Here is a 13,403-nt window from a genome sequence, read left to right on the forward strand (position 1 = left end):
GAACATAATTGTATGGGCGAACTCTGTTCCAGTCGATGGTCAGCCCTTGGATAAACAAATCGTTCATACAGCACTCCATACTATATAATGTAAGAAACACTTAGCTCCGCTCAAACCCAAGATAGCGGGTGCCCTGAAAACTCAGCTTTCCGATGTCGCCCTGCACGAGCAGACCATAATCGCTTCCGTCCACTTCAAATTCCATCCGGTCGCCGCTCTCCACCTGAAAAGTCACATAGTACGATGTAAATGTGCTAGTGTCGTATCCGTGCGCACCGGACATATCTCCGGCATTGGCACTGCTGGAATGCGAAACATCGGTGCGCTTTGCTACCACTGTTGCCGGAACGGTAAGCCGCGGCGAGTGGTTGTTTTTGTTCCATGTGCGGAGATTTGAAATTAGAGCAAAGAAAAACATTCCAATAAAAAGCAGGAACAGGATTGGGAAAATGAAGCTGAATATAGCGTCAAACCATCCAAAAAACATTTTACTCCTCCAAAATTTCTTCCAGCAGGTCCTTTACATCGTCCAGAAAGGATTCTTCTCCGAGGGTGTTCACCTTGAAGAACACCGCCTGACTGCCGCCTGCGGTGATGGCAGACAGGCGGATCGGACTGTCTCCATTCTGGAACAGGGTCAGAGTCAGGCTCAGGCGGTTGCCGCTCATCATGCTGTACCGCTCAAACACACGGACACTGCACCGGGCGTCGCCTTCTTTGAAGTCACTGCCTGCTTCCAGATTGGCCGACCAGCTGCTGTCCGGAATCTCCTGTTCCAGCTTCCGGAGCAGCTGGTCAAAATTCTGATTCCGGATGGTCTTTTCAAAGACTGCCATAATGGTTCCTCCGTTCTGACAATTAAAAATCGGTCCCTTATTTTTGATACGAGCAGAGCCACAGGAAAATTGCGGAGAAATCGCTTGAAGAGAGGAATTTTGTCTAATTTGATTATAGCATATCTTTTGGAAGAACAAAATACTTTATGTACGCCGCCCGCAGGCGGCAATAATCAGTCCGGGGGAAATTCCAACTCGCCAAACTCCGCATCGGTCAACAGTTTCAGCTTTTCGATAACACCTTCCGACAACTCCCGCAGGGCGGTTTCATCGGGCATCAGGTAGCACTGCATCAGCCGCAGTTCGTGGATAAGTCCCATCCGGGTGCCAGTGTTGTAGAGCATCATCAGCATGAGTTCTTCATGGTTAAAGTTCATGCGCATCCCTCGCTTTCCGGCAGACGGTGGGATTGCACTCCGGGGCATCGCACTTCTCCTTGAGAGTTTGCAAAACAGAAGGGCGCTCCGGCTGCTTGTCCAGAAACCCCTGTAAATCTTTGAAGCCGATGCTGTCCACATAGTGCACAGACACCTCGCCATTGCGTTTGAGTGCGATCACATCGCTAACCGACAGGCTGTGTCCCTCAAAATCCTGCGGACGGGAGAGGTTGAACACCTGAAACAGTTCTTCCAAAACCTCGTTGTTCGGCACATCCTGCCACATGGCGGGCAGATCAGCATAGTAGGTGACCTCGTAATGCTCCGGGTCGGGCGTTTTGCCTCGACGAATCAACTCCCGCATAGAAGCAAATCTTTCATCGAAGATTTTTTCGTCATGCCGCAGCTGCATCACCATATAAACATCGCATCCTGCGTTCAGAAACTTCTGCGGGATGTCCGTCATGGCTTCACCGTCAAAATTCTGGTTCCATTTTTGCTGCATCGTCCACCTCACAGTTCTGGCGCAGAACGTGCAGACGATTTTGGCGCAGACGTATCGCCTGCCAGTTCTGCCAGCTTTTCCAGTGTTGAAGGGCGATGGTCTGCACTCAGTTCCTCGGCTTCCGCAACTTTGTCCATGACAGCATCGTAGTCCTGCAACAGCCGTCGCCCCTTTTCCATGTGGTGCGCTTCCAGAATCTGCTCACGGGCTTCCTGAATGGTCAGTTCCGGGGCATCCAACTGCCCGCCGTCCATCACGGAATAATCGCTGTGGTAGAGGGTGTAGTCCCATCCATCCTCACAGGACTGGATGGCAAGGTAGCCTTTGCCGCCCAGTTCCCACGCCGCCTGCTCGTCCTGTGTCTGAATCTCCGGGTAGAAGTCTGCATGGTTTCGTTCCATGACTTCGGCAAACTGGCAGATGTGGAACACACTGCCCAGACCGCCCATGTCAAAGTGATAATCATCCAGATGTTCCACCCGTGCCGTAAAACTGCGCCCATCCGGGTAATCCACCTGAATCACGCCGCCATCTGGAATGCGATAGAGGTCATCATAGTGGCTGTTGATGAGACGAATATCCATCGGCAGCGTTTCCGGCTCCCAGATGCGCCGTCTGCCGATGCCCGCCTGCGGGATGTTTTCGAGGATCTTTACGCTTTCCTGTTGGATGGCCATACGGTCATCGTCCGAAAGTTCAAACAGATACCAGTTCCGGGCGGCAGAAATGGCGTTCCTGCCATTGGGCGGCAGGTTCTTTTCCGAGATCTGCCCGTTTTCCAGCGGCTCACCAGTTACCTTGTTGTAGGTGGCAAAGCCGACTCCTGCACCGTTTTCCCGGAGGTGGAGATAGCGTTCATCGTTGATAAGGTAAACCGCTTCTTTTTTCTGCTCCATCAGCAACCACCCTCAAATTCCAGAGAAAACTTGCTGCGGCCATCGGCTTCACAGGACAGCAGCACGGTGGCGTTGTAGGTCTTGCCCTTGGCACTCTTGCAGTCCTTCAGGCGGACCCGACCATCCCGCAGCAGCTTGTCCACCACATGGGAATCCAGACGCTTGCCCAAACGCTTGAAGAACGCATTGTCCTTCCACAGCACAAAACGGCACTCCCGGTTCTCGCAGAACCAGCCCTTTTCACGCTCCACAACATTAGCACCGCAGTTCGGGCAGACACCAACGATTTTGTTTTTCATAAGCGCATTCGCTCCTTTCGCAGCCTCGGTGGTCGTTACCAGCGAGGAGATCATCTCTTTGATTTCAGTCATAAAAGTTTCCGGCTCCATCTCGCCACGCTCAATGCGCAGCAGCTTTGTTTCCCAGTCGGCGGTCATTTCCAGGGATTGGATTTCTTCGGGCATCACGGTGATGAGGGCTTTCCCCTTGTCGGTGGGTAGAAGCACCTTGGTCTTTTTGGTGCCCTTCCGCTCCAGAAAGCCCTTCTGCACCAGCTTTTCGATGGTGGCGGCTCTGGTCGCCGGAGTTCCGATGCCCTGACGCTCCACACCCTCCGGCATACTGTCTGCACTGGCGGTTTCCATCGAGTGCAGCAGCAGATCTTCGGTAAAATGCTTTGGAGCTGAGGTCTGCCCCTCTTTCAGTTCGGCCCCGGTAATGCCGCATTCGCTCTGCTCCGGCACATCCGGCAGGACAGCAGGCTCCTTTTTCTTGCCCAGCAGATCACCCAGCATTTTACGCTCGATGCCTTTCCAGCCATCCGACAGCACCACTTTGCCCTTGGCGGTAAATTCCTCGCCAGCGCAGAGGGTGGTCATGGTGGTTTCGGCATAGCGGTGAGCTTCGCCCACAGCACAGAGTAGCCGTGCAACGACCAGCCGCAGGATTCTCCGTTCCCCAGCGGGCAGTGCAGACAAATCGGCTTTTGCCACGCTTGCCGTAGGCAGCAGTGCATGGTGGTCTGTGACCTTACTGCTGTCGATGACCTGCTGCGCATGAACAGGAACATCTTCGTGAAAATCAAATGCTCCTGCGGCAGTCGCCACCAGCTCCGGCAGGGATGCCGCCATATCATCGGTCAGGAAACGACTGTCCGTGCGGGGATAGGTGATGAGTTTTTTCTCGTACAAACTTTGCGCATAGTCCAAGGTCTGCTGTGCGCTGTACCCCAGCAGGCGGTTCGCATCACGCTGGAGGGTCGTCAGGTCGTAGAGCAGCGGTGGCTTCTCGTTTTTCTCTTTGCGCTCGACTTTCTGCACGGTGGTGTGAGCCTCCTTTCTGCAATTTTTAAGCAGCGTCTCGGCATCTGACTTCTGCGAAAATCGCTTGCTGGATGCCGTACCGCCATCCGTAAATGACAAAGCCACCGTGTAAAACTTTTCCGGCACAAAGGCGGCAATCGCCGCTTCGCGCACGACCGTCATCGCCAGTACCGGGGTCATAACACGCCCGACCGCCAAAGGCTGACCGTACAGGCACGAAAAAAGCCGGGAACAGTTAATGCCGACCATCCAGTCGGCACGTTCCCGGCAGAGTGCAGCCTGATACAAGGCATCGTATTCAGTTGACGGTTTCAGAGTTGCAAAGCCCTCCCGGATTGCACTGTCCTCCATGCTGGAAAGCCAGAGTCGTGAAAATGGCTTTTTGCACCCGGCTTGCTGGTAAACAAGCCGGAAAATCAGCTCTCCCTCGCGTCCTGCGTCTGTAGGATAGTTCTCGGAGGTGACTTTTCTGACTTTGTTACTCGATGGCATCCAATGGGCCGATAAAGCGGTAGAAAATCTGGATTTTCTGGACGTATTCGCCATCGATCTTTTCCGCTTTGGATACCAGAATCTTGTCAATCAGCTGATGCAGAATCTTATAGTTCAGTTCGGTGATGCCAGCGTACTTGCTGACTTCATCAATAAAATCCTGAATCTTGTCCAGCTGATCGTGTTCAGCACGGCCTTCCCGCTCGTACTGCTCAATCTTCTCGGTCAGTTCAGCCTGTTCTTTGTCGTAGCGATCTGCAAGCATTTGAAAACGTTTCTCCGGGAGAAGTCCCTTTGATACGTCCTCATAAAGTTTTGCATACAGGTCTTCGATTTCTGCGATTCGTGCTTTACACTGCTTCAAATCCCGTTTGTGCTGCGCCCGGTCAGAGGACACCCGGAGGTGCATCTGATTTGCAATCTTCTTCACAAGGGCTTCCCGATTGCTCACAGCGGCCTTTGCGTGTGCCTGAATGTCCGCAAAGACAGCTTCATGCAGAACACGGGCTTCCAAATTATGAGAGTCACAGGCTTTCGCACCATATTTCCGATAAGTGCTGCAACAATAAAAGGTCTGATCCAGAACATTGTTACGTTTGCGCCTGTGCTCAACCTTGACTAACATCGTTCTGCCGCAGTCTGCACAGCGGACGATGCCCTTGAAGATATTGTCGTAGTCGGTCTTATCGCACATAAAGCAGCCGGAACGGCTGTAAAGGATTCGCTGCACGTTCTCCCAACGGTCTTGTAGGATGATTGCTTCATGTGTATTCGGAACGATAGCGCGTTCTTCAAACGGAATATAACGCCGCTTTTTGGATTTCATGGACACGGTGGGCTTGGCTTCGTAGATGATGTGTCCGGCGTAGACTGGGCTGTGCAGAACCTGACTGATATAGGCACTGTCCCAATCATACATCTTTTCATCATCAATAAAGCGGCCAAACATCTCTTTCTTGTAGTAACACGGCTTCAAGACTTTTTCATCGTGGAGCCGCTTGGCGATGCGGTGAAGCCCCAGCCCTTCCTCTGCCATTGAATAGATATACTCAACAACGGGGGCGGTGTTCGGGTCGATCACAAGGTGATTGTGGTCGGCAGGGTCTTTCTGGTAGCCAAACGGTGCGCCGCTGGAGATATACTTTCCACTTTTCTTGCGTGTCCGAAGGGCACTCTTGATCTTTCGGGAAGTGTCTTTGGCGTACATTTCATTGATGATGTTTCGGAACGGGGCAATATCCATCTGAGATTGCTCGTTGGAATCATAACCATCGTTGATTGCAATATAGCGGACACCGTGTTCAGGAAAGAAGATTTCCATATACGTTCCGGTTTCGATGTGGTTGCGTCCAAGTCGGGACTGGTCTTTGGTAATGACTGTTGCCACCTTTCCTTCCCGGATATCATCCAGAAGTTCCTGAAAGGCAGGGCGGTCAGAGTTCGTACCGCTGTAACCATCATCAACATAGTACTGGCAATTCCCGAAACCGTTGCGTGTGGCATACTCCATAAGCATCGCCTTTTGAGATGGAATTTGTCAAGGGGCTTTTCTGCAAAACACAATGTTTCTGAAAATAGCGTTCAAAATATATGCAGAGCCGTTAGTCCGCAAAGGATGCGAATTATCGGCTCAATGGTTTTCTTTTATTTGTAATCATTACTTTTCCAATTCCAGATATTCTTGTCCCATGAAGAAGATTTTCAATTCGTTTTGATCTACTTCTATCTCAAATTCTACACTACTATTTCCCTGTGTAACACAGATTATATCCGAGTAAGAAAAACTATAATATGCGTCACCGCAGGATAGACCCGAATCGGGCATATCTTTACTCACAGCAAGTTCCCCGTTTTCTTGAAAGGTAAATATCTCCTCAGCATTTGCATCCTTCCATGTGCCAATAATATCTTTTTCGTTCTGAATGCGATTTACTTTACCAACACATACAATGGCAAGTATAACTGCACCAACAGTCAAAGCAATGCCTGCAACTCTCTTTACCAGTTTCTTTTTACGCAATTTCTATTACCTCTGTTTCAGTTGCTTTGTTAGATTGAATGATTACATATTGCTCAATTTCAGTTCCTCTACAATTTCCACCTTTGATACGCTTCTAACAGCAAACAGCATAGCGATACATACCATAGCGCCGACAGCCATAACTGCAAGAGCATAAATACCGCCGTTCATATAAAAAGCAAATGGTGTCATACCCGACGATATGAAGTAGTAGATAGCACAATGAATCAAAAAGCTCACAGGCAACGCAAGAACCAATGCTTTTACGCCGTACAAAACAGCTTCGAGCAATAGCGTACATTTTAATCCTTTGGCAGTCATACCAACAGAACGCAGAACAGCAAATTCGCTTCTTCTCAAATGAATCGTATTCGAGATAGTGTTACAAACATTCAAGCTGATAATAACCGTCATCAGGATCGAGAACAGGCAGATTACCAGTTTTGCAATCGTATATACCTGTCTGGAATTATTCGTTGCGGCTGCAATGTCCACAGTTTGCGGAAATCCTCTGTCAGCCAGACATTCCATTGCTTCTTTATGCTGTGCTGTCTGTATTCTCATTTCCACATAGGCGTTATCATCTATCAGCAAGTTAAAATAACTTAAAGGCACGATGAGGACAGCTCGATCTCTCACAAACATGGATTGGATATTTGCATTTTCTTCTGAAACGATTTCTTCCACGATAATCGGCAAGGCATCCTCGGATGCCCCCAGCGGAATGATTTCTGTTCCCGGTTCAATAAGAAACGGTGAGCCTGCAATTACCCGATTTTGTGCCGAATTATAGTATCCCATAGTCTGATTGAGCAAAATTCCATGATTGAAATTTGTCACATCCAGACTGAATCCATTTTCATCGCAAAAAGAGACAAAATGTTCTTCGTCCAATCCTACGACATATACCTCTGCTTTCGTACCATTGATAAAATATCCTTGCATATCAGGATTGATTTGTTCCTGCGAAAATTCAGCGGTCATATATCGCTGAAAAGAATAGGAAACATCCGCAGTGATATTTTCATCCGATAATGCCCCGATTGCGACAGGAATATCTTTGTATTGAATCATCGAAATCACATCAGTATAACAGGAACCGTCCTCCTTCATATCCAAGGATGTCTGATAAAGCATAAAATCAGAGAAACTATATAAGGAAAGGGCAATTACCACCGACAAGAAAATAGAGCCGGTAATCGCTCGGAAGCGTTTTGGATTACGCTTAATATTTTTTGCTGCTAACGAACCATAAATGCCAAAAACCAAAGAAACGATTTTTCCGTCACGGAATTTCTTTCTTGATACCGCATTGTTAGACTGGCGGATCGCTTCAATAACTGTAATTTTAGCTGCTTGCTTCACAGGCTTTCTACTTCCGAAGTACAAAGAAGCAATGCCGGATAATCCGCTGACGAGCAGGATCAATCCGTTTACTTTCAAGGACAGTTCTACGATGCCAAAAGTGAATGTTTCTCCAAAAGCTGCCTTGACCACACTTAATAACAGAGCAGATAGCAGGATACCAACAACCAATCCAAAGGGTATGCTCACCACTCCCAAAAGGAAGGCTTCTAAATATACGCTAAGGCGTTTTTGCCCTTTTGTGGCTCCAATACTGGATAGCATTCCCATCTGCTTAATTCGTTCCTGTAAGGAAATGGAGAGGGCGTTGCTGATCATTGAAGCAGATGCAGCCATCAAAAGACAAACGACCATGACCACCAAAGCAATCAGTTTTGCAGCTCCTTTACCCCCGGTAATTCCATGATAGACTAACAATTCCGAATGAAACTTTGCTACATGACTGTCTACTGCCGCAGCCACTTCTTCGGCTTCTGTATAGATCGAATTGGATAAATTCTTTGCCTTGACATACGCAGCAAAATCGGATGCCGTTTTGTCAACACCTGCAAAGGCATTATAGTTTGCTGCGATTTTTGAGTCATTCACATCTGACAGAATACCAACAACTACATACGCTTTCTCTTTTGTTGGAACGAAGCTTTCTTCTTCGCCCCTATAATTTGTCAGCCCGGAAAGCTGGGCATTATATTCATCCCAAATTCTTGAACCAAGAGTTAAAGAAATCGTATCTCCAATCTCTGTATTCATGTTGTTTTTCTTCAAAAAAGATTCTGAAATAACAATCTCATTTTCATCTTGCGGGAAACGCCCTGCAAGCAAATACTGATTTAACGAAAATCTTTGGGTAAAGTTCTCGTCAATCTCGCCAACGGAGAGCATTGTACTGTTGGATTTCTCCCCGTAAAAACTGTTTCCGGCAAAGCGGAGAAGCGAAACTTCGCCTACATTGTTTTGACTATATAGCTCTTGAACCTGCTCCCAAGTCAAATCCTCCATGTAGTAGTCATAATCGCCACCATACACTTTTTCTTTCTCTTTCAAAAAATCAACCAACGACCATCCCCCACAGAGAATAGCGGTTATCATACTGATTGACAAAAGAATGGTTAAAAGTGTGAGTAGGGTACGCTTTTTATTCGACAACAGATTCCTGAGTGTAAGCATGAAAATCATATTCATCAGCGTATCACCTCATCCCTCACAAGTCTGCCATCCTGAATTTCCAGAATACGGTCTGCCTGCATTGCGATTTCACGGTCATGGGTAATCAGGATCATTGTCTGGCGATAGACTTCATTGGATTCACGCAGAAGTTTCATAATATCCCTTGTGTTCTCCGTGTCCAGATTTCCCGTTGGCTCATCCGCAAGGATAATCGCAGGTGCGTTAATCAACGCTCGTCCGATTGCCACTCTTTGTTGTTGACCGCCGGATAACTGACTTGGCAGGTGCTTTCTACGCTTTACCAGTTTGAGTGTGGATAGCAGTTCTTTCAAACGCTCCTGATTGATTTTACGCCCATCCAATCGAATCGGCAGCGTGATATTTTCCTCGACAGTCAAAACCGGGATCAGATTATAAAACTGATAGACAAGCCCAACCTGCCTTCTTCTGAATACAGCCAATTCATCTTCATTTTGCTCATAAACATCCTGTCCATCCACAAATACTTTTCCCGAAGTCGGTCTGTCAACACCACCTAAAATGTGCAACAGGGTAGACTTGCCAGACCCAGATGCTCCAATGATTGCAACAAACTCTCCTTTATCGACGGAAAAAGAAACATCTGACAAAGCATGGACAGGAGCATTGTCCATTTCATAGGTTTTGCAGATATTCTCTACTCTTAATATCTCCATAAAAAGTTCCTCCATATATTTTTGCAATTCAGTATAGCAAAGCCAAGTGACTGCTTCATTACTTTTTCATTACAAAAATGTCACTTAAAAAGGGGCTGCATTAAGCAGTCCCCCGATAAAAGCAGATTTCAAATTTTGCACCGCCTGACTCCCGATTTTTCGCTTGGATGACACCACCCTGATTGACAATGATCGTCTTTGCCAGAGCCAACCCCAAACCGGCATTACCGATTGTAGAGCCACTTCCTTGATAAAATCGGTCAAATAAATGGGGGATGTCTTTTTCCTGAAAACCTGTTCCGCTATCCTCTATAATGATCTGTGTCAAAAGAGGTCTTTCTATTGCCTTGATTTCGATAGTGCTGCCCTCTGGTGAATGTTCGATACAGTTTTTGATTACATTCCCCAAGGCTTCAGCAGTCCAATCAGTATCAAGAGATAGTTTTAATTCTGCCGGAATCACTTGCGTGATTGTCTGCATTTTTAATTCTGCCGCAATCTCCAGAGGACGAATTGCTTTTTCTACCACATCTTTTAAGTATACCGCCTGTGGCTTTAGAGTAATCGTTCCTGCATCCAGCTTGGATATTTTCAGAAGTGTGGCTATCAGCCACTCCATTCTTGATAAGAGCATAGTCTGTTCGCGGATCAGCTCATACCTTTCTTCGTCAGTCAGTTCCTCATTACACAGAGAAGCATTTAAGATATTCAGCGATGTCAAAGGTGTTTTTAATTGATGTGAAATATCGGCTAAAGCATTTGCCAAATTACCTTTCTCCATTTTCAGAGCTTCTGCCTGTTCAATAAGCCGTCTTGTCATCTTGGATATTTCATCATGTAAAACAGATAACTCACCTTCTTGAAACTGCCCAAAAGAAATTTTTTCATCTCCATGTAACAGCCTATCAATATGCAAACTAAAATCAGCAATTTTCTTGTATCTCTGATATGTGAAAAAGAGGGAAACTGCACTGGATGAAATGATAGCCGACAGAACAATCCACACAGCTTTGCTATCAACGATAATGCCAATGCCGCCCCAAAATAGAATAAGAATACTGCTGACAACAATTTGCCTTTTAACTTCTTTATTTCTGATAAAGTCCATATCAACCCACCTTATAGCCAAGCCCACGAACGGTAATTATGATTTCCGGCTCCTGCGGATTGGTTTCAATTTTGTCACGTAGCCTTTTCATATAGACAGTCAATGTATTATCATTGATAAACTCCCCAGTAGTGTCCCATAAAAGCTCCAACAATCTTCTGCGAGAAAGGACAATACCTTTGTTACGCAAAAAGACTAACAGCAACTTATATTCCATAGCAGACAACAAAATCTCTTTCCCATTCTTTGATACGGTTGCTTGATTTGTGTCCACAACTAAGTCGAGGTAACTGATAATGTTTTGTGTGTTCTTAGTTCTCCTTAATACGCTGTTGATCCTTGAAAGCAGTTCTCTTGGTCTGAACGGTTTGCTGATATAATCGTCAGCCCCCATATCTAACCCAGCCACAACACTATATTCATCATCAGAAGCCGTTAAGAAAATAACTGGCATAGTTCCTCTTTCTTTAATTGCAGAACAAACAGAAAAACCATTTCCGTTTGATAATTGAATGTCCACCAAGGCTATATCGTATTGGTCGCTATCCAATTTTTCTATTGCTTCTTTTTGACCGGGAGCATTTTCGATTTTGAACCCTTCATTTCCTAAATAGTCTGATAATGAGGATACGATACTTTGGTCATCCTCCACTAATAACAATTTACTCATCGTGTGTTCTCCTTGTTGTCAGCTATAAATTCATTTTTATTTTGTTTATATCTTCCATCAGCCGGCTTTTGGGCATCTTGGGGAATTAGCCATGCACGAGGTAGCCGAACAATTCCATCAATGCGATTCTCCTCACACAGCTTTTGAACACGACGCACCGATATTCCCCAAAGTTTAGCCGCATCCTGTACTGTCATGTATTCAAACATAGTTTACCTCCGCATCAAATAGTTATATATATTATATACGCACAAACGAACAATATCAATGGGCTGTTTGTAAACACTTAAACACTAACTGTGTACGAATTAACTCGGCGCTAACAATTTCCGTCATCCTGTTTCGGATATTATTTATTTTTCCACCCAACCCATTCTGTCCGGGCAGCTACCTTTAATTTTTTGTTACGCCTCCTCTGCTGCGAGCAACTCTACCAAAACCGAAGGACCATATTTTCAGACTGCCGAGCGACCTCGACTGGTGCCAAACGATTTTGCTGAGGCGATAGAAAATAGAATTGCAATGTACTATAATAAAGGTGTGAAATTTTCCCTCGCTTCTGTAAGATTGTCCGCCAGATCCATAGTACATAGGTGAGGAGGTGGATACCTTGTTAGAGGATGTGAAGATCATTGAACTGTTCTTTGCTCGTACTGAGCAGGCAATAGCTGAACTTGCTGCAAAATACGGTTCAACTTGCAAAAGAATTGCAAACAACATTTTGAAATGCGAACCCGACGCAGAAGAATGTGTAAATGATACATACCTTGCTGCGTGGAATGCAATTCCTCCAGAAAGACCTGACCCACTCAGAACCTATATTTTTCGTATTACCCGCAATATCGCTACCGCAAAATACCACGCAAATACTGCACTAAAGCGAAACAGTTACTATGATGTTGCACTTGATGAGTTGGAAGAGTGCCTAACTTCTGCATCTACTATTGAACAGGAAGTGGATGCAAAGGAGCTGTCACAGGAAATTGATCGTTTCCTTGACAGCTTGGATCAGGAAAGCAGGGTTATGTTTGTAGCAAGGTATTGGTACTCAGATAGCATTACAGAAATTGCAAAGAGGCTTCGTACAACAAATAACAATGTGTCTGTTCGCCTTTCCCGAATCAGAAGCAAACTTAAAAATCATTTACAGAAAGCGGGGTATGATTTATGACACGAAAGAACATCTCTGACGCCGTTGGTGGCATTGGTAGCCGTCATATCGAAGAAACGGCGAGTTATCAGGCAAAGAAACAAAAAAGCATTTGGCTGAAATTTGGGGCAATTGCTGCGTGTCTCTGTCTAATCGTGGTGGGAGTGTTTAGTATGGGATTATTCGGCAAAAGTACAGAAACAGCTACATTAGGTGATGGAACTACCATATCTTTCACTAAAGCAGATACGGTAGCCTCTGCTCTGAGTTTGAACTTGCAAGCACGAGCATTGACCAAAGATGAGGTTCAGACTATTTTCGGTGATCTTCCGATTTCCGGAGATGCCCTCTTTACCTTGGACGATGTAGCATTTGTTGGCTTTGATGGTCATTACAGCGATATGAAATTTGTTGTTTCGCTGTCTGGGAACAATCTTATGGATACTACCGTAATTGGCAAGGGAAATGTATCTATGGTTGGAGATACGCCAGTTAAAGCTGGCTACTTCGTTACAAATGCAAACAGCGAAGGAATTAAGACTGTGATCTATTACGCCTATATCACATTTGATAACTATTCCATCTATATCGAAAATGCAGGCGGAGAAAGTGAAAGAGAGGCTGTTCGAGCGGAACTGATGGCAGCACTTGATAAGTTGTTGGAAAACTCTTTTGATTTTAAGTGATAGAATTCGATTAAATATTGCAAGCACCGGTATGGAAAACCCATACCGGTGCTTATTTTACGCTTGACGTATAGGGATTATCTCCATCCCCCTATGTCACAGACTTCACCTGAA

Annotated in this window: 15 protein-coding genes; 2 read left to right on the plus strand and 13 right to left on the minus strand. The window is 46.0% G+C overall.

Annotation, left to right across the window (positions count from 1 at the left end; all coding sequences use genetic code 11):
* Window positions 1-100 precede the first annotated feature (100 nt).
* The 13 genes from J3353_RS12135 to J3353_RS12195 form a co-directional block, all read right to left on the minus strand.
* Complete coding sequence (locus J3353_RS12135; protein ID WP_015536783.1) at window positions 101-487, minus strand: DUF2500 domain-containing protein; 387 nt, start codon at window positions 485-487, stop codon at window positions 101-103.
* Window position 488: 1 nt separating this feature from the next.
* Complete coding sequence (locus J3353_RS12140; RefSeq protein ID WP_207684939.1) at window positions 489-836, minus strand: DUF6054 family protein; 348 nt, start codon at window positions 834-836, stop codon at window positions 489-491.
* Window positions 837-1,009: 173 nt separating this feature from the next.
* A complete protein-coding gene (locus tag J3353_RS12145) occupies window positions 1,010-1,213 on the minus strand; it encodes a transposon-transfer assisting family protein (protein ID WP_207684940.1) in 204 nt (67 codons plus the stop codon).
* Window positions 1,203-1,718, minus strand: coding sequence for a YodL domain-containing protein (locus J3353_RS12150; RefSeq protein WP_207684941.1), 516 nt, complete (start codon window positions 1,716-1,718; stop codon window positions 1,203-1,205). Before J3353_RS12150 ends, J3353_RS12145 begins: the two co-directional genes overlap by 11 nt.
* 8 nt (window positions 1,719-1,726) lie before the next feature.
* On the minus strand, window positions 1,727-2,614 hold the full coding sequence (locus tag J3353_RS12155; protein ID WP_207684942.1) for an LPD16 domain-containing protein: 888 nt from the start codon (window positions 2,612-2,614) through the stop codon (window positions 1,727-1,729).
* Window positions 2,614-4,428, minus strand: coding sequence for a DNA topoisomerase (locus J3353_RS12160; RefSeq protein WP_207684943.1), 1,815 nt, complete (start codon window positions 4,426-4,428; stop codon window positions 2,614-2,616). The genes J3353_RS12155 and J3353_RS12160 overlap by 1 nt, the downstream gene beginning before the upstream one ends.
* Complete coding sequence (locus J3353_RS16595; RefSeq protein WP_370569201.1) at window positions 4,415-5,962, minus strand: recombinase family protein; 1,548 nt, start codon at window positions 5,960-5,962, stop codon at window positions 4,415-4,417. The genes J3353_RS12160 and J3353_RS16595 overlap by 14 nt, the downstream gene beginning before the upstream one ends.
* 123 nt (window positions 5,963-6,085) lie before the next feature.
* Window positions 6,086-6,448: a hypothetical protein gene (locus tag J3353_RS12170; protein ID WP_055145343.1), complete on the minus strand. Its 363-nt coding sequence runs from the start codon at window positions 6,446-6,448 to the stop codon at window positions 6,086-6,088.
* A gap of 42 nt (window positions 6,449-6,490) precedes the next feature.
* The gene (locus tag J3353_RS12175; RefSeq protein ID WP_207684944.1) at window positions 6,491-8,995 is read right to left on the minus strand and encodes an ABC transporter permease; all 2,505 of its coding nucleotides are present in this window, start codon (window positions 8,993-8,995) and stop codon (window positions 6,491-6,493) included.
* Window positions 8,995-9,675: an ABC transporter ATP-binding protein gene (locus J3353_RS12180; protein ID WP_055145338.1), complete on the minus strand. Its 681-nt coding sequence runs from the start codon at window positions 9,673-9,675 to the stop codon at window positions 8,995-8,997. Before J3353_RS12180 ends, J3353_RS12175 begins: the two co-directional genes overlap by 1 nt.
* 100 nt (window positions 9,676-9,775) lie before the next feature.
* A complete protein-coding gene (locus tag J3353_RS12185) occupies window positions 9,776-10,783 on the minus strand; it encodes a sensor histidine kinase KdpD (RefSeq protein WP_055145335.1) in 1,008 nt (335 codons plus the stop codon).
* Window position 10,784: 1 nt separating this feature from the next.
* Window positions 10,785-11,453 carry a response regulator transcription factor gene (locus J3353_RS12190; protein ID WP_055145332.1) on the minus strand — a complete coding sequence of 223 codons (669 nt, stop codon included), beginning with the start codon at window positions 11,451-11,453 and terminating at the stop codon, window positions 10,785-10,787.
* Entirely contained in the window at window positions 11,450-11,662 is a 213-nt protein-coding gene (locus J3353_RS12195) for a helix-turn-helix domain-containing protein (RefSeq protein WP_055145329.1), read from the minus strand. The genes J3353_RS12190 and J3353_RS12195 overlap by 4 nt, the downstream gene beginning before the upstream one ends.
* 401 nt (window positions 11,663-12,063) lie before the next feature.
* On the opposite strand from J3353_RS12195, the gene J3353_RS12200 reads away from it, so the two are divergent.
* Both J3353_RS12200 and J3353_RS12205 read left to right on the plus strand, forming a co-directional pair.
* Window positions 12,064-12,624: an RNA polymerase sigma factor gene (locus J3353_RS12200; protein ID WP_055145326.1), complete on the plus strand. Its 561-nt coding sequence runs from the start codon at window positions 12,064-12,066 to the stop codon at window positions 12,622-12,624.
* Complete coding sequence (locus J3353_RS12205; protein ID WP_055145323.1) at window positions 12,621-13,289, plus strand: hypothetical protein; 669 nt, start codon at window positions 12,621-12,623, stop codon at window positions 13,287-13,289. Before J3353_RS12200 ends, J3353_RS12205 begins: the two co-directional genes overlap by 4 nt.
* The last annotated feature ends 114 nt before the right edge of the window (window positions 13,290-13,403 follow it).

Source organism: Faecalibacterium sp. Marseille-Q4137 (assembly GCF_017377535.1).
Lineage (GTDB): Bacteria > Bacillota > Clostridia > Oscillospirales > Ruminococcaceae > Faecalibacterium > Faecalibacterium duncaniae.

Excerpts from the sequence above, each read along its gene's own strand:
- J3353_RS12135 (WP_015536783.1), bottom strand. The coding sequence starts at position 487 with ATGTTTTTTGGATGGTTTGACGCTATATTCAGCTTCATTTTCCCAATC.
- J3353_RS12140 (WP_207684939.1), bottom strand. The coding sequence starts at position 836 with ATGGCAGTCTTTGAAAAGACCATCCGGAATCAGAATTTTGACCAGCTG.
- J3353_RS12145 (WP_207684940.1), bottom strand. The coding sequence starts at position 1,213 with ATGAACTTTAACCATGAAGAACTCATGCTGATGATGCTCTACAACACT.
- J3353_RS12150 (WP_207684941.1), bottom strand. The coding sequence starts at position 1,718 with ATGCAGCAAAAATGGAACCAGAATTTTGACGGTGAAGCCATGACGGAC.
- J3353_RS12155 (WP_207684942.1), bottom strand. The coding sequence starts at position 2,614 with ATGGAGCAGAAAAAAGAAGCGGTTTACCTTATCAACGATGAACGCTAT.
- J3353_RS12160 (WP_207684943.1), bottom strand. The coding sequence starts at position 4,428 with ATGCCATCGAGTAACAAAGTCAGAAAAGTCACCTCCGAGAACTATCCT.
- J3353_RS12175 (WP_207684944.1), bottom strand. The coding sequence starts at position 8,995 with ATGAATATGATTTTCATGCTTACACTCAGGAATCTGTTGTCGAATAAA.
- J3353_RS12180 (WP_055145338.1), bottom strand. The coding sequence starts at position 9,675 with ATGGAGATATTAAGAGTAGAGAATATCTGCAAAACCTATGAAATGGAC.
- J3353_RS12185 (WP_055145335.1), bottom strand. The coding sequence starts at position 10,783 with ATGGACTTTATCAGAAATAAAGAAGTTAAAAGGCAAATTGTTGTCAGC.
- J3353_RS12190 (WP_055145332.1), bottom strand. The coding sequence starts at position 11,453 with ATGAGTAAATTGTTATTAGTGGAGGATGACCAAAGTATCGTATCCTCA.
- J3353_RS12195 (WP_055145329.1), bottom strand. The coding sequence starts at position 11,662 with ATGTTTGAATACATGACAGTACAGGATGCGGCTAAACTTTGGGGAATA.
- J3353_RS12205 (WP_055145323.1), top strand. The coding sequence starts at position 12,621 with ATGACACGAAAGAACATCTCTGACGCCGTTGGTGGCATTGGTAGCCGT.